Annotated in this window: 16 protein-coding genes; 4 read left to right on the forward strand and 12 right to left on the reverse strand. The window is 68.6% G+C overall.

Features of this window, described 5'->3' with window-relative positions; all coding sequences use genetic code 11:
* Positions 1-4: 4 nt before the first annotated feature.
* The 4 genes from M2271_RS27090 to M2271_RS27105 form a co-directional block, all read right to left on the reverse strand.
* Positions 5-838 carry an isoprenyl transferase gene (locus M2271_RS27090; RefSeq protein WP_280889943.1) on the reverse strand — a complete coding sequence of 278 codons (834 nt, stop codon included), beginning with the start codon at positions 836-838 and terminating at the stop codon, positions 5-7.
* A gap of 55 nt (positions 839-893) precedes the next feature.
* Positions 894-1,643, reverse strand: coding sequence for a DNA repair protein RecO (gene recO / locus M2271_RS27095; RefSeq protein WP_280889944.1), 750 nt, complete (start codon positions 1,641-1,643; stop codon positions 894-896).
* Between the two features lie 260 nt (positions 1,644-1,903).
* The gene (locus M2271_RS27100) at positions 1,904-2,752 is read right to left on the reverse strand and encodes an NAD(P)H-binding protein (RefSeq protein WP_280889945.1); all 849 of its coding nucleotides are present in this window, start codon (positions 2,750-2,752) and stop codon (positions 1,904-1,906) included.
* 300 nt (positions 2,753-3,052) lie between these two features.
* Complete coding sequence (locus M2271_RS27105; protein WP_280889946.1) at positions 3,053-3,934, reverse strand: SDR family oxidoreductase; 882 nt, start codon at positions 3,932-3,934, stop codon at positions 3,053-3,055.
* An 82-nt stretch (positions 3,935-4,016) separates the two neighbouring features.
* Here M2271_RS27105 and M2271_RS27110 point away from each other — a divergent pair, with 82 nt between their 5' ends.
* Positions 4,017-4,595 carry a helix-turn-helix domain-containing protein gene (locus M2271_RS27110; protein ID WP_280889947.1) on the forward strand — a complete coding sequence of 193 codons (579 nt, stop codon included), beginning with the start codon at positions 4,017-4,019 and terminating at the stop codon, positions 4,593-4,595.
* Between the two features lie 254 nt (positions 4,596-4,849).
* On the opposite strand, the gene M2271_RS27115 is transcribed toward M2271_RS27110, so the two are convergent.
* Complete coding sequence (locus M2271_RS27115; protein WP_280889948.1) at positions 4,850-5,065, reverse strand: hypothetical protein; 216 nt, start codon at positions 5,063-5,065, stop codon at positions 4,850-4,852.
* Positions 5,062-5,268, reverse strand: a complete 207-nt coding sequence (locus tag M2271_RS27120) for a hypothetical protein (RefSeq protein ID WP_280889949.1) — start codon at positions 5,266-5,268, stop codon at positions 5,062-5,064. The genes M2271_RS27115 and M2271_RS27120 overlap by 4 nt, the downstream gene beginning before the upstream one ends.
* A 114-nt stretch (positions 5,269-5,382) precedes the next feature.
* Here M2271_RS27120 and M2271_RS27125 point away from each other — a divergent pair, with 114 nt between their 5' ends.
* Both M2271_RS27125 and M2271_RS27130 read left to right on the forward strand, forming a co-directional pair.
* Entirely contained in the window at positions 5,383-6,216 is an 834-nt protein-coding gene (locus M2271_RS27125; RefSeq protein ID WP_280889950.1) for a helix-turn-helix transcriptional regulator, read from the forward strand.
* The gene (locus M2271_RS27130) at positions 6,198-6,470 is read left to right on the forward strand and encodes a DUF397 domain-containing protein (protein WP_280889951.1); all 273 of its coding nucleotides are present in this window, start codon (positions 6,198-6,200) and stop codon (positions 6,468-6,470) included. Before M2271_RS27125 ends, M2271_RS27130 begins: the two co-directional genes overlap by 19 nt.
* Here M2271_RS27130 and M2271_RS27135 read toward each other — a convergent pair.
* The 6 genes from M2271_RS27135 to M2271_RS27160 form a co-directional block, all read right to left on the reverse strand.
* Positions 6,463-7,398 (reverse strand): DUF6879 family protein, encoded by a 936-nt coding sequence (locus tag M2271_RS27135; RefSeq protein WP_280889952.1) that lies wholly within the window; start codon positions 7,396-7,398, stop codon positions 6,463-6,465. The genes M2271_RS27130 and M2271_RS27135 overlap by 8 nt on opposite strands.
* An 82-nt stretch (positions 7,399-7,480) precedes the next feature.
* Positions 7,481-8,452, reverse strand: coding sequence for an SCO2521 family protein (locus tag M2271_RS27140; RefSeq protein ID WP_280889953.1), 972 nt, complete (start codon positions 8,450-8,452; stop codon positions 7,481-7,483).
* A 1-nt stretch (position 8,453) separates the two neighbouring features.
* Positions 8,454-9,449 carry an SCO2522 family protein gene (locus M2271_RS27145; protein WP_280889954.1) on the reverse strand — a complete coding sequence of 332 codons (996 nt, stop codon included), beginning with the start codon at positions 9,447-9,449 and terminating at the stop codon, positions 8,454-8,456.
* Positions 9,446-10,363 (reverse strand): SCO2523 family variant P-loop protein, encoded by a 918-nt coding sequence (locus M2271_RS27150; protein ID WP_280889955.1) that lies wholly within the window; start codon positions 10,361-10,363, stop codon positions 9,446-9,448. The genes M2271_RS27145 and M2271_RS27150 overlap by 4 nt, the downstream gene beginning before the upstream one ends.
* Positions 10,364-10,367: 4 nt before the next feature.
* On the reverse strand, positions 10,368-12,218 hold the full coding sequence (locus M2271_RS27155) for an SCO2524 family protein (protein ID WP_280889956.1): 1,851 nt from the start codon (positions 12,216-12,218) through the stop codon (positions 10,368-10,370).
* 139 nt (positions 12,219-12,357) lie between these two features.
* Positions 12,358-13,134, reverse strand: coding sequence for an SCO2525 family SAM-dependent methyltransferase (locus tag M2271_RS27160; RefSeq protein WP_280889957.1), 777 nt, complete (start codon positions 13,132-13,134; stop codon positions 12,358-12,360).
* Positions 13,135-13,365: 231 nt separating this feature from the next.
* Between M2271_RS27160 and M2271_RS27165 the strand changes: the two genes are divergently transcribed.
* Positions 13,366-13,893, forward strand: a complete 528-nt coding sequence (locus M2271_RS27165; protein WP_280889958.1) for a GNAT family N-acetyltransferase — start codon at positions 13,366-13,368, stop codon at positions 13,891-13,893.
* Positions 13,894-14,046: the final 153 nt, after the last annotated feature.

Genomic DNA, 14,046 nt, shown 5'->3' on the forward strand with positions numbered 1-14,046 from the left:
GGGCCTACTCCTGCTTGCCCTCCATGGCCAGCAGCTCCTCGTTCGGGATGGCTCCGCCGAACCGCCGGTCCCGGGACGCGAACTCCAGGCAGGCCCGCCACAGGTCACGTCGGTCGAAGTCCGGCCACAGGACGTTCTGGAAGACCATCTCGGCGTAAGCGCTCTGCCAGAGAAGGTAGTTGGAGGTGCGCTGCTCGCCGCTGGGCCGCAGGAACAGGTCGACGTCCGGCATGTCCGGGTAGTACAGGTACTTCTGGATGGTCTTCTCGGTGACCTTCGACGGGTCCAGCCGCCCCGCCTTCACATCCTCCGCGATCCCCTTCATCGCGTCCGCGAGTTCGGCCCGGCCGCCGTAGTTCATGCAGAAGTACAGCGTCAGCTTGTCGTTGCCCTTGGTCTGCTCCTGCGCGATCTGGAGCTCCTTGGCGACGGACTTCCACAGCCGGGGCATACGGCCCACCCAGCGCACCCGGATCCCCAGCTCGTCGAGCTGGTCCCGGGTCTTGCGGATGAAGTCGCGGTTGAAGTTCATCAGGAACTTCACCTCGTCCGGCGACCGCTTCCAGTTCTCGGTGGAGAAGGCGTACAGCGAGATGGACCCGACGCCCATCTCGATCGCGCCCTGGAGCACGTCCAGCACCCGCTCGGCGCCGACCTTGTGCCCCTCGGTGCGCGGCAGCCCGCGTTCCTTCGCCCAGCGCCCGTTCCCGTCCATGACGATCGCCACATGCTTGGGGACCAGCTCGCTCGGGAACTTCGGCGGGCGGGCCCCGGACGGGTGCGGCTCCGGTGTCCTGTACTCGCGTCGCTGGCGCCCCAGGATCCCGCGTACGGCCATGTGCTTCTCGTCTCCTCTGTGGTGCTTACGACTGTCGTGCTTACGTCCGTGGTGCCTACGACTTTTCCACGTACCTGAGCGACCGCAGCCCGCGCTCCAGGTGCCAGTGCAGATAGGCGGACACCAGCCCGCTCCCCTCCCGCACGTGCCGCGCCTCGCACGCGTCCGCGGTCTCCCAGTCTCCCGTGAGCAGCGCCCCGAGGAGTTCCAGGGTCCCCGGCGACGGTACGACGCTCCCGGGCACCCGGCAGTCGACGCAGACCGAGCCTCCGGACGCGACGGAGAAGAACCGGTTGGGCCCGGGCATCCCGCACCTCGCACAGTCGCCGAAGCTGGGGGCGTACCCGTTGACGGCGAGGGAGCGCAGGAGGAACGCGTCGAGCACGAGATGCGGGGAGTGCTCACCGCGGGCGAGCGTCCGCAGCGCGCCGACCAGCAGCAGATACTGCTGCACCGCCGGCTCGCCCTCATGGTCCGTGAACCGCTCGGCGGTCTCCAGCATCGCCGTCCCGGCGGTGTAGCGCGCGTAGTCCGCGGCGATCCCGCCGCCGTACGGCGCGATGGTCTCGCTCTGCGTGCACAGCGGCAGCCCGCGCCCGATCAGCTCGCTCCCCCGCGCGAAGAACTGCACGTCGACATGGGAGAAGGGCTCCAGCCGCGCCCCGAACTTCGACTTGGTCCGGCGCACTCCGCGGGCCACGGCCCGTACCCGTCCGTGACCGCGCGTGAGCAGCGTGATGATCCGGTCCGCCTCACCCAGCTTCTGGGTGCGCAGCACGATGCCGTCGTCGCGGAACAGACTCATGAAGCCATTCTCGCCTACGCGGGAAGCGCTCCGGGGACCCGCGTGCGGCGACCTCGCGGTGGCCAAACGGGGCAGAACCACCCAGGGACCCACACACGCTGCGCTATGCGGCATCCATAAGGATCCCTGAGTGAAACCCGCAACAGTTGAAGACTTCTGCTGTCCTTCGGGTCGGGTACGAGGCGACGCCGTCACCGCCCACGTCGCCGCGAGCTACCCGGCAGCACGGCGCCGGGCGTAACCGCAGGTTGACGACAAGCTCAGCGGAAGTCGTCGACGTGGTCGACGGCCCACTGGGCGTAGGTGTGCGCCGGCGTGCCGGTGATCTTTTCGGCGATGACGGAGGTCGGGACCGGGACGCCGTTGGCGGCGGCCCACTGACTCACGATCGCCTCGGCCAATGCCGGATGCATCGTTCTACCCACGTCCGCGCGAGCCTGCTCGTCGGAGACGTGTTCGATCCGGATGCGGCGGCCGAGGGCCTCGCCGATGTACTCGACCTGCTGTTGCAGGGTCAGGGACTCGGCCCCGTAGATGGTGTAGGCCTGGTGCGAGTGGCCCGGTTCGGTCAGAGCGGTCACCGCGAGCGCCGCGATGGCCTTCTCGTGCACCGGTGCCGACTGTGCGAGCGGATAGGGAAGCCGGACGACGTTGTCGGTACGGATCATTTCGGCCCACCAGGTGCGGGTGTTGGTCGCGAACGTCCCCGGCCTGAGGAACGTCCAGTCCATGCCGGACCGTTGGATGGCCTGCTCGATCGTGCGGTTCAGGCGGGGGACCAGGTGGTCGGCATCGGGGTTCAGGACCGACACCGACGAGAGCAGGACCACCTGCCGTATCCCCGCGGCTGTGGCCGTCGCAGCGACCTTCTCGACGTCGTAGGGATTCTGGGGGTCGAGCATTCCGTACAGGAACATTTTGTCGGCGCCGTCGAGGGCTGCGGTCAGCGTCTCGGGACGGTCCAGGTCGGCGGCGACCGCTTCCCACCCGGGCGTCAAACCCACGGCTGGGGTTCTGCTGACTGCTCTGACCTGCTCACCGGCGGCCAGCAGGCCATCGGCCACATGACGACCCACGTTACCGCGAGCGCCGAAGACAACTGTCACCATGACGGGACCTCCTGTTGGTTGTGGACGTGAATTGCCGCACAGCCGGCGATGCCGTGGAAACCCGATTTCGCCACGGGCAGGTCGACAGTGCGGGACGTTTTGCTGCCGCGCGGGTGGCGGCCCGGCGTCAGTGGGCTTGGTCGTTGACGACGATGGGGAAACAAGTCAGGAGCCGGAGCGCGCTGACCGGGCGCGGACGGGGACAGGACGTCGCTGCGCCGAGAGGCCGGCCGCGAGTGATGCAGGTGCGGGTCTGCCGTTGTCGGCGCGAGCACCGCGAGCGGGCCTCCCGGTCACCGGTCAGGGCTGGATGTTCTCCAGGTCCTCCAGAAGGCGCGGGTGCTTCGGCTCCCAGCCGAGCACCTGCCGGGTGTGGCTGCTGGCCGAGGGCTGGTCGTGCGCGAAGATAGGGCCGAGAGGGCCGTAGGTCTCCGCCGGGACCGACTCGACCGGCAGGCCCAGCCGTCGGCCGATGACCGCGGCGATGTCACGCACATGGTCTCCCTCGTCGGCCACGGCGTGCCAGGAGGTACCGGCTTCCGCCTGCTCCAGGGCGAGCCGGAAGAGGACTGCCGCGTCGAGCGCGTGCACGGCCGGCCAGCGCTGTGCGCCGTCGCCCGGGTAACCCGACACTCCGGTCTGGCGGGCGATGTGGGTAAGCAGACCGGCGAATCCGCCGTCGCCCTGGTGGTGGACCGTGCGCGGCAGGCGTACGGCCGTACTGCGGACCCCGCGCGAGGCCAGGCCCAGGACCGCCGTGACGGCGCGGCCACGACCACCGACCGGCCCGTCGGTCGGCACCGGGTCGGCCTCGGTGGAGGCACGGCCCGGCACATAGGGCGTACCCGAGCAGGTGACCAAGGGCCGGTCGCTGCCGACGAGTTCCTCGCCGAGCGTCGCGAGGGCCGCACTTTCCTCGGCGACCGCCTTGGAGACGGCGTCGGGGCTGCTGAAGTCGTTGGCGAATGCCAGGTGGATCACCCCGTCGGTCTGAGCGACGCCGGAGCGAAGGACGTCCAGATCGGCGAGACCTCCCCGGAGGGGCTCGGCTCCGGCCTCCTCGGCGGCCAGCGCGGAGGCGTCGGAGCGGGCGAGCGCGAGGACGCTGTTGCCGTTGCCGAGCAGCTCGGCGACGACGGCGGAACCGATCAGACCGGTGCCACCCGTGACAAAGACGTGCATAGGACCCTCCCAGTGATGGGACTCTTGTCCCGTCACTCTAGCAGGATGATGGGACAAGAGTCCCATCACGTATGATGGGGTCATGGCTCGGTGGGAACCAGGCGCACGCGAACGCCTTGTCGTGGCTGCTGTGGACCTGTTCACTGAGCAGGGGTACGACGCCACGACGGTCGCGCAGATCGCCGAGCGCGCCGGGGTCACCAAAAGCACCTTCTTCCGGCACTTCCCCGACAAGCGAGAGCTTCTGGTGGCCGGTCAGGAGACGCTGAGCCTGCTGCTGGCCGAGGGGATCACCGAGGCGCCCGGAAACGCCAGCCCACTAGAGGCGGTCGCTGCCGGTCTTGAGCGCGCGTCGAGCGCGATGGGCACCATGAATCGCGAGCTCGCCCCTCGCCTGAAGGCTGCCGTGGCCGCCAGCACCGAGCTTCAAGAGCGTGACGCTCTCAAGACCATCAGCCTCGCGGCCTCGATGACAACCGCTCTGGTCGCCCGCGGCGTACCCGATCCGACAGCGGCTCTCGCGGGCGAGTTGGGCGTCCTCGCCTTCAAACGGGGCTACGCCGAATGGTCCGAGGGCGACCGTGATCCCAAGGAAGAGCTCGCCGGCTACGTCCTGGCGGCCCTGGACGAGCTGCGTACGGCGAGCGCGTCGCTGGGCTGACCGGACAGGTCCACCCGCTCATCCCCGTCGACGACTCGCCGTCCCCCGGAACGCCGCCCCCGACGAAAACGCCGACTTCATCCTCTTCACCGCCTCCGGCCAGCCCCCTTCGCCACCGGCACCGAAATCATCGCCGACCGAGGCTTCACCCTCGGCGCCCCCACCTGACCGTTCCCGTAACCGCTCCCGGAGACCGAGCGGGAGCGAGTCCTGCCACCAGGCACCCGCTCATGTCTGCCCTCGCCGGCCCCGCCTCAAGGGACCTCACCGCGGCTGCGGGCGTTGGCGTACGCCGTCGCCGCGCTCAGCCGTTCGGCCGGGGTGGCCCCGCGCACGGCCTCCGGTTCGACGTCCCACTCCCTGCCGCCGCCGTACGGCCTCAGTTGCACGTACGGCCCCTCGTGCCCCATGACGATCCCCACCCTGTCCGTCCGGGTGTCCACGGCATACGACCCCACCGGAGGCTTCAACGCAGCGCCTCCACGAGCCGGCGCGCGGTCTCCACGGAACACCGCCCCAATTCGACGAGCGGACAGGGTGCCTCCCGCGCGAGACTCACCGGGTCGAGCCCCAATGACGGAAGTTTGATTCCCGCGATAAGGAGTGTAGTTCGCAATTCATTCACCGTGTCCTCCGCTTCTTCGACGCAGAGCGCCGCATGTCGTGCATCCACCGTGTTCCCCTTCCTTTTCCGGTTTCACTCTTTCTATCTCCACAATGCCCTTCTCGGCCTACACTCGGCAGAGTCTGCGCACTACAAGTGCGGGTCAGCACAAGGAGGTTGGCCATGGCCAACGGTTCACGGCAGGCGGTCTGGGAGTTCTTCGGGGCAGAGCTCAAGCGGAGAAGGGAGGACGCGGGAATCACCCAAGTGGAACTGGGCTCACGGGTCTTCGTCTCCGGCCCCTACATCGGCCAGTTCGAACAGGCCATTCGAAAACCGCAGCTGGATATCGCGCAGCGGATTGACGGTGTGCTGCAAACCGACGGTATTTTCGAGCGGTTGTGCAAGAAGCTGATTGACGACCCGCGGTACGCGGATTACTTCGCGAAGGCGGCGGAGCTGGAGGCCCTGGCCACGAAGATCTGCGAGTTCGCGCCGGCGCTGGTGCCGGGGCTGCTGCAGACAGCGGGGTACGCGCGGGCGGTCACCATCGCAGCCAACCCGTTCGTCACCGACGAGTACGTCGAAGACATGGTCACCGGGCGCCTGGAACGAGCGCGGACCCTCAAGGACGCTACAAGGCCCGAGTATTGGGTGATCCTGCACGAGAACGTGCTGCGGATCCCCGTGGGCGGGCCCGAGACGATGGCCGAGCAGCTTGAGCACATCGTCCGACTGGCGAGCGAGCGCACAGTGATGGTGACGGTGTTTCCGTACACGGCCGGCGCCCACGCGTCCATGACCGGCGATCTGCGGCTCATGGAGTTCGACGACGCGCCGCCTGTCGCCTATACAGAGACGTCGTTTTCGGGAACGTTGATGGACGACCCGGCCGTGGTGAAGCGGACGCATCGCGCATACGATCTGCTCAGGGTCGCCGCGCTGTCGCCAGAGGCGTCCCTCGCCCTGATCGAGTCGATGGCAGAGGACCACAGACGATGCGCGAGTACGACCTGAGCAACGCCAACTGGCGCACGAGCACCTACAGCAACGGCGAAGGCGGCAACTGCGTCGAGGTCGCGTACGACTTCCCCGGCGCAGCCCGCTGGCGTAAGAGCACCTACAGCGACGGCAACGGTGGGGACTGCGTCGAGGTGGCCGACGGAGTCCCCGGTGTCGTCCCGGTCCGGGACAGCAAGCTTGCCTCGGACAGCCCTCTTCTTGTCTTCGCCGCCGAGGCCTGGGTCGACTTCCTCGGCGTGCTCAAGTGACCGTCGGGGCCCTCCCCGGCTGCGGCACAGGGGCGGGCTCAGGCACGGGCTGAGGCACGGGCTCGGGCTGCGGTGCCGCCTCCGCCCACAGTTCGTTGAACTGGTTGACGCGGTCCTCCAGGTGCTCCGCCTCCGTTCTCAGCCAGGTCCCGTCCGGGTTGGACTGGAGGTCGGGTGAGGTCTCGTAGGACAGTTCCCCGTCGAAGATGATGAAGTCGTTCACCCGGGAGTTGGACGTCAGCAGGGACCGCACCGCGATCCGTGTGTCGATGCCCCGCCTGCCGTGCTCGGCGCAGAGGTCTCTGAGGCTGGCGGTGACGTCGCGTGGTTCCTTCACGACGAACAGGCGCCGGATCTCCACACCCCGCCGCTTGATCGCCTTCTCCTGCGCGGCGAGATACCGCTCCGCGGGCCCGCTGTACCAGAAGTCGCGGTCCACGGAGGTGCTGGTGGCGTCGAGGGTCATTTTGACGCAGTCGGTGACGTCGAGCAGCCACTCGTAGTTCTCGCCCGGGCAGTCCGCGCTGCCGCTGCTGAGGCCCTCCATCAGCTTGGCGAGGCGGGCCAGCTCCTTCTCGGCGAAGGCCTGGACGATGTCGCCGCCCTCTTCGCGGACCTTGGTGTACCCCATGACCAGCCGGGTCACCTCCCCGGACCGCAGCACCGAACCGTCGACCTGGCTGAACAGCTCCGTCGCGGCGATGATCTCCGCGAACCGCTGGTCGACCCGCTCGAACCGCTCGCCGAGGTCCACCATGTACTGCACGATCAGCGCCGCGCTGCCGATGACGATGGACGCGGTCCACTGCCAGATGTCCCCGTTGCTCGAGTCCAGGAGGGCGGTCAGCAGAAACGTCACCCCTGCCGCCGAGGCGCTGACGATCAGCCGCCAGAACAGCTTGGGCATGCGCTGGTCATGGCGTCGCATGCCCGCTCCGTTGTTTCCTGCTCCTAATGACGCTCCACTCATCACCATGTCTCCCCCGTCGGGTAAGTGGTCGGTGCCGCCCTCAGCGCGTGCTCAGTGCCTGGTGCAGCAGTGGTACGGCCTGGACGGCCAGTTGATCGCGGATGCGCTGGCGCAGGTTGTCCCACTGACGGGAGAACCCCGGTTTCTTCTCCAGCACGTCCCACAGGTGACCCAGTGCCGGGTCCACGTGTGCGCGCGGCATCCAGAGATGCAGCAGATGATCGACGGCGGGGCGCAGTGCCAGGACCGCCGAGGGTCCGTCCGCCGTGCCCGGCCGATTGTTGTCCAGCATGTGCTGGACGGTCGTCAAAAGCCAGTCGTGCAGGGCGAGATCCTCACACAGTCCGGCGGCCGCGGCGGCCGGGACGTCGTCGGGCAGCAGCAGTTCCACCGTCCGCAGCCCGCCCTCGGCGAGGGTGAACCTCCGCAGCGCCGCCGGCTCGCCCTCGGGGGCCCGGCGTGCCACCCAACGCAGGTGTGTGCGACGGGACTTAAAGGGCGGCTTGCGGTCGAGGAGCGGGTGGCGGATGAGACGGGTCAGCAGCCCCTCGGCGATCATGCCCAGGTCGAGTTCGCCGCGGCCGGCGCCGCTCAGCACGCCCTGAGCGGTGGCCTGTTCGGGCAGCTTGCCGAAGGGCTCCACCAGGCCGGGCCGGACGAGGTAGTGCCCCCAGGGCCGACGGGTGTCGGGGCCCGCGAGCGGCGTGCCGAAGAACGCCGTGGCCTGTAACAGGCGGCCCTCGGTGAGCGCCGCGCGGGCGGCCACCGTGCCGACGGCCCGGACCTTGGCGCCGTTGGAGGTGGGCAGCCGGCAGTCCACGCCGGTCAGGACCGCGGGCGACAGGGCGTACATGGTGGGCCGCTCGGAGACCCGCACATGCTCGTCGGCGCGCAGTCTGAGCAGCTGGGCGGCGGCCCGGCCGTCCAGCGCCTGGAAGGACGGCAGCAGACAGGTGCGCACCTCGCCGCAGGCGAGGACGGGCCGCGCGGGCTGTCCGACGGCCGTCGCCATGTCAGCCCTCCTCGCCGGGCTCGCCGGGGAGCGGGCCGGCCGGCTCCTCGTAGAAGACGTACGTCGCGCGCTGGGCGACCGCGTCCGGGACCGCGAGCCCTTCCCGGGCCGAGCGCTCGGCGACCTGCCTCAGCGCCCCGGAGTCGACATCTATCTGGTCGAGGATGAGCCGCACGGCGTCCTCGACGGCCAGGAAACGGTTCGCCATGAGCGTGCAGGTGCGGTAGGCGCTGAAGGGCGCCGCGTTCTCGTTCAGTTTGACCAGGGGCGGCAGGCGGTCCCAGTCGTGGGGGAAGTCCTCGCCGTTCCAGGGGCGCGGCTCCAGTACGGCCTCGCCGAGGTGCCGCAGCAGACCGAGCCGGGCCAGCTGCCACACGGCGGCCAGGAAGGGGCAGGACCACAGGCGCCGGCCGTCCTTCTCGGACCACAGCTCGACGTCCATGAAGACGGAGTGGTTGCGGGCGGCGGTCTCCTGGGGCGGCTGCCAGCCCTTGACCTCGCCGAGGGCGCTGCGGGCGGCGGTGGGTGTGCGCTGGCCGTTGGCGAGCCAGCCGGTCTGGCTGACGGGCGGTCGGGAGCCGTAGCTGCCGGGCGGCGGCGACTCGACCAGGCGGTGCATGACGGACTCGGCGAGCTCGGTCCGGTCGGCGACCGCGCAGCCCGACTCCCGGGCCAGGTAGTCGATGACCAGGCCGGCCTTGTCGGCCTCTTTCCGTACCAGCGGGATCAGTTCGGCCGGGGTGGAGAACCGGGTGAAGTAGTCGTCGATCAGGAAGCAGGTGCTGATGCGGGGGCGCCGGCCGCCGGTGCGGCGGGCGGCGGAGGCACGCGCGGCGTCCACCCAGAGCCGTACCTCGGCGAAGTGCTCGCCCAGCCGCTCGGGGCCCGCCTCGAAGTCCTCCATGTAGAGGTGGCCCAGCTCCAGGGAGAGGTGGGACAGCGGCACGGACTGGGTGCGGGGCTCCGCGGTGGTCTCCCGGAAGACGGCCTCGGTCACGCCTGCTCCCAGTACTTGTCGTCGGTGAGCCGGCCGGCGAGCCGGCTCAGCGCCTGCCAGGTCTCCATGTTGGCGATCTGGCTGTCGAGCACGTCCTCGTCGGTGATGAGCTGCTCGCGCCACTGCAGGACCGGTTCAAGGGGCACGGAGCCGAGGACCTGGCTGTAGCCGATGCCGTGGGTGGAGGCGAGCTGCTTGAGGTCGCCGTCGGTCTTGCGCATCCACGCCGACTGGGTGGGCGAGACCTGCCGCCACAGCGCCGATTCGGGATCGGGTACGGCGGCCCGTACGAACCGGATGGCGGCGCGCAGTGCCTCCTCGTCGTGGCCGCGGGCGACGCCGCCGGCGACGATGCCGCGCTTGCCGAAGACCAGGCTCGCCGCGGCCGCCACATGCTGGCGGGTCCAGCGGTGGAAGACCAGCCAGCGGGCTGTGATCTCGCTCATCTCGGGCTGTGCGGTGGCCTCCAGGGCCATGTCCACGGCGTAGCTGCGGCCGGCGCTGAGGTCGACGATCACCAGGTCGAACTCGTAGTACAGCTTCATCAGCAGGTCGACACAGAGACGCAGGTTCTCGTCGGTGGTGGCGAACTCGCCGCCGCCGAGGTCGCCGGGCATCAGCACCAGGCGGCCGGATCCGGGCGGCGGGTCGCGCAGCACCTGGTGCTCGGTCTTGGCCCAGATGTCGATCCGCTCCGGCTCGCTGACCTCGCCCGTCAGGTAGGAGTGCAGGCCGCGGTCCTCGACGGTCTGCCGGGCGTCGGCGACGTCGAAGACAGCCGAGGCGGTGGGCGAGCCGAAGTCGAAGTCCAGGTAGCAGACGTCGTCGCCGGCCAGCGCCCGGTGGTACGCGAGGTTGGCGCTGGTCACGGAGCGGCCCGTGCCCCCCTTGTCGGAGGCGGCGAAGATCAGCACGGCGTCACACTCCCCGGTCCGCGGCTTCCCGGGCCCGGGCGAGCGAGTCGAGTTGTCCCAGCACGTCGAGCGTCAACGCGTAGGCGGTACCCGGCTGTTCGTCCACGAGGGTGCGGGCGCGGCGCAACTTTACCTCGATGTTCCTCAGTTGCATCCCGTGCCGGCCGTCGTCGGTGGGGGCGGGTTCCATCTGTTCGTTGCCCAGCAGATGGGCGGACTCGCTGAGCAACGCCCTTGCCAGCTCGGTGAGTTCGAGGCTGCGGATCGGTGGCTGCCGGTACATCTCGTACGCCTGGACCATCACCTCGGTGACCCGCTCGGTGATGCTCCACGACACCGGCACCCGCCGCTTCTGGATCTCCGCCTGGGGATAGGCGGCGTGGACGTTGTCCCAGAGGCCGGCGCCCTCGCCCTCGCGGATGCGGCGCCGCCACATGTGGTCGAAGACGTCCTCGGCGAGTCGGAGCAGCCGGTCGTGCGAGGCCAGGTTGCGTGAGAGCGTGCACAGCTGGATGGTCCGTTTCAGCAGCTGGGCCGAGAAGTCGGTCATGGACCACGTCATGAGCGGGCCGAGTCGCTCGCTGCCCTGCAACGGCAGGGACACGCCGACGTTGTGCAGCTCGTGGACCATGGGGTCCTCGCGCGTCATCCGGCTGGTGACGCGGCCGCGTTCGGCGAGGCGTTCCATGATGCCGACGGTGCGGGTGAGGTCGTCGTCGGTGGCCCGGCGCCGCATCAGGTCGTGGACGAGGATGGCGGCGACGGAGAGGGAGAAGTACTCACTCTCCAGTTTCTGCACTGTGGTACGCCAGGGGATGTCCTCCAGGGGCCACCGCTCGGCGTCGAAGCGGGCGATGCGGGACCAGAACTGCTGGGTGAGTTCCCAGCGCAGCCGGAGCGCCTCGGCGAGCTTCTGCTGTTCGGTGTTGAGCAGTCCCAGGGTGAGGGTGCGGTCGGAGAACAGGTCCTGGATACCGTCGAGGGCGACCACGGTGAAGTACAGGTACGGCACCGGGTTGGCCACACCCTCGGGCTGCGGCCCGATGGGTTCGCTGGTCTCGATCTCGGGGGCGTCCTTCACCATGCTCCACGCCCAGCCGCATTCGAAGAGCTGACTCTCGTCCTTGAGCCTCTCCTCGACGTCGATACCGAGGCTCAGGCTCTCGACGATCGCCGCGCGCAGCGGGCGGAAGCGGTTCTGGAACTTGCTCAGCACCTGCCGCGACGACAGCCGCCCCTGGCCGAGGAGTTCGGTGAGGGTCTGCCCCTGCGAGGAGTCCATGTCGTAGACGTTGACGGTGAAGGAGCGCAGCATGCTCACCATGGCGGCGGTGAGCCGGTTGCTGGTCGCCACGCGCAGTTCGGCGATCGTCTCCTTGATGTCGCTGCGTCTGGTCCTGGTCTCGTAGATCTTGAGGAAGCCCAGGGTGGCCAGACAGAGCGTGATCGACATGGAGAACGAGTCGACCACGCCGAGTTGGCGTTGCTCCTCGGTGAGTTCCTGGGTCTTGTCGCGGGGCCCGAAGTAGTAACCCCCGGCGAAGGTCGGCCTCTTGTCCTCACCGGTGTGCGTCCGCATGAAATCGGCCGCGGCCGTGACGAGGTTGGCCGGGAGGTCCAGCCGCCCGCCGGCCTTCTTCAGGACCTGCTGGACGTCCTCCTGTGTGGTGTCCGGGTCGTCCAGCCGGAACGCGGGCATCTCCGTGGCCGGGTACAGCAGACAGAGCAGCCGCTCCGCGTCGGCGACGCTGCTCTCTCCGCCCCACTCGCCCCAGACCCACTCTCCCCCGTCGAAAGAGTTCCGGCCGATCGCCTGCCAGATGTCCAGCAGATGCTGGCGTGGCTTGATCTGCATCCCATGCCCCTCACACAGACCGCACTGCTGTCACTTGAGGAGTATTCCCCTCTTCTGTTGTGAAAATTCACCGTTGTTCTGTGGTGAAGAGTCACCGTGCGGACTTTTTCGCCCAGCCGAACGGAATATGACCGTCCGATTACCGACGCCGGCCATAGGCGACGATCATTCCCGTATAACCGTTGCGCACGGCGGCCGAGGATTTGAGACGCTTGGCGATGAACTCGTCGGCGAACGGCTCCAGACTCGCACGCACCTCGGATTCTCCCACGTCACACGCCGGGAAGAAATAGTCGCCCACGTGATAACCCTTCGAATGCTCCATGAAGGCGGCAGCGAACGGGGCGCCCGGGGCGAGAGCGCGCATGAAGCGTTCGACGCCCAGGGCGAACTCCCGGTGGGAGTTGGTCATCGACTCGGCGACGAAGAACATGGTCCCCACGGACCACCGTCCCTCGTGCCGCTGCAGGTCGAAGATGTCACCGAGTTCGACGTCGACGGTCTTGGCGAACTTCTTCCTCGGGTCCATGGCGAGGGAGTCGTACGCCTCGTCCTCGCACAGGACGTCCCAGAACTGGTCCCAGTTCTCGTCGTAGGAGTCGACCTGACGCTTGAGGTACCTGACGTTCGCGGGCGAGCGCTCGAAGAGGGTGAGCTCGTCGCACCACGGCAGCATGGCGAGTGCCGGATAGAGATTCGCTCCGGCGCCTACGTCGATGCCGCGGACCGGGCCGACGCCCGGTCTCCGGAAATGATCAGCGAAATGGTCTCGGACCACATCGAGGATCTCCGCGTCCTCCGACTGTAAGGCGCGGTAGTTGTGCTTGACGTAGGCTTTCGGGTCAAAAGCACCCCAGGACACGTCGGCATTTTTCAGCTGGGTCAACTGGGCACCCCCCGACGGTCTCAAGGTCATTCTCTCACGGTACCAAAACCGAGCGCGCTCACGGTACCAAAACCGGGCGCACTGGGGGCGCATCGTGGCGTATGGATTCCTGGCCGGGCGCGGCCTTGAACGGTGTTGATTTCCCGCTCAAGATGGTGGGAACTCTGCCTAACACACCAGACAGGCAGAGAGCAGGCGTCTCACCCGTACCACCCGTACGGGTGTCGGCGTGCTTTTGACTTCTTTCTCCCAGGGGGCGGTATGACGGCTCTTCCAGAGGAACGATTCCCTGCCGGGGGCGGCCGCGCTGACCAGGCGTTGCGCGCCGACCGTGCGGAGCGGCCCCTGACCATGCGGGGCGTCACGGAGGCCGATCTGCCCGAACTCCTGCGCGTGGACAGAGAGGTCTTCCCGGGCGACGCGTACACCTATCTGGTCCTGCGCCAGTTCTACGACGTGCACGGCGACCGCATCCTCGTCCTCGACGACGGCGAGAGCCTGCGGGGCTACGTCCTGTTCGCCACCACCACGGACGGCTATGTCGGCTGGGTCCTGAGCCTGGCCGTCACCACGGACCAGCGGGGCCGGGGCATGGGCAAGCAACTGATGCTCGAAGTGCTGCGCCAGTTACGGCGGGAGAACGTGCACGAGGTGCGCCTGACGGTGGAACCGACGAACGCGGCGGCGATCATGCTGTACCGGTCGCTGGGCTTCTCGTCCGAGGAGGGGGTGCGTCGGGGCTATCTGGGGCCCGGGGAGGACCGGCTGATCATGTGGCTGGGGCTGTGACGCGGGGTGCGGGGCCGGGGGCGGTGACGCGGGGGCGGTGACGGGGCGTGACGGTGGGAGGCGTTGCTGTACGACCCCGACGCGCGCCGCAGCCAGGTCGGCTTCACCTTCTGCAAGGAGGACGATGTCCTCCACGAGGCAGCCGCTCGGCTG

This window comes from Streptomyces sp. LBL, assembly GCF_029893585.1.
Taxonomy (GTDB): Bacteria; Actinomycetota; Actinomycetes; order Streptomycetales; family Streptomycetaceae; genus Streptomyces.

What these genes read in the sequence shown, in the direction of transcription:
- M2271_RS27100 (WP_280889945.1), bottom strand. Translation starts at nt 2,752, where the DNA reads ATGGTGACAGTTGTCTTCGGCGCTCGCGGTAACGTGGGTCGTCATGTG.
- M2271_RS27155 (WP_280889956.1), bottom strand. Translation starts at nt 12,218, where the DNA reads ATGCAGATCAAGCCACGCCAGCATCTGCTGGACATCTGGCAGGCGATC.
- M2271_RS27130 (WP_280889951.1), top strand. Translation starts at nt 6,198, where the DNA reads ATGCGCGAGTACGACCTGAGCAACGCCAACTGGCGCACGAGCACCTAC.
- M2271_RS27090 (WP_280889943.1), bottom strand. Translation starts at nt 838, where the DNA reads ATGGCCGTACGCGGGATCCTGGGGCGCCAGCGACGCGAGTACAGGACA.
- M2271_RS27105 (WP_280889946.1), bottom strand. Translation starts at nt 3,934, where the DNA reads ATGCACGTCTTTGTCACGGGTGGCACCGGTCTGATCGGTTCCGCCGTC.
- M2271_RS27140 (WP_280889953.1), bottom strand. Translation starts at nt 8,452, where the DNA reads ATGGCGACGGCCGTCGGACAGCCCGCGCGGCCCGTCCTCGCCTGCGGC.
- M2271_RS27135 (WP_280889952.1), bottom strand. Translation starts at nt 7,398, where the DNA reads ATGCGACGCCATGACCAGCGCATGCCCAAGCTGTTCTGGCGGCTGATC.
- M2271_RS27160 (WP_280889957.1), bottom strand. Translation starts at nt 13,134, where the DNA reads ATGACCTTGAGACCGTCGGGGGGTGCCCAGTTGACCCAGCTGAAAAAT.
- M2271_RS27110 (WP_280889947.1), top strand. Translation starts at nt 4,017, where the DNA reads ATGGCTCGGTGGGAACCAGGCGCACGCGAACGCCTTGTCGTGGCTGCT.
- recO (WP_280889944.1), bottom strand. Translation starts at nt 1,643, where the DNA reads ATGAGTCTGTTCCGCGACGACGGCATCGTGCTGCGCACCCAGAAGCTG.
- M2271_RS27165 (WP_280889958.1), top strand. Translation starts at nt 13,366, where the DNA reads ATGACGGCTCTTCCAGAGGAACGATTCCCTGCCGGGGGCGGCCGCGCT.
- M2271_RS27125 (WP_280889950.1), top strand. Translation starts at nt 5,383, where the DNA reads ATGGCCAACGGTTCACGGCAGGCGGTCTGGGAGTTCTTCGGGGCAGAG.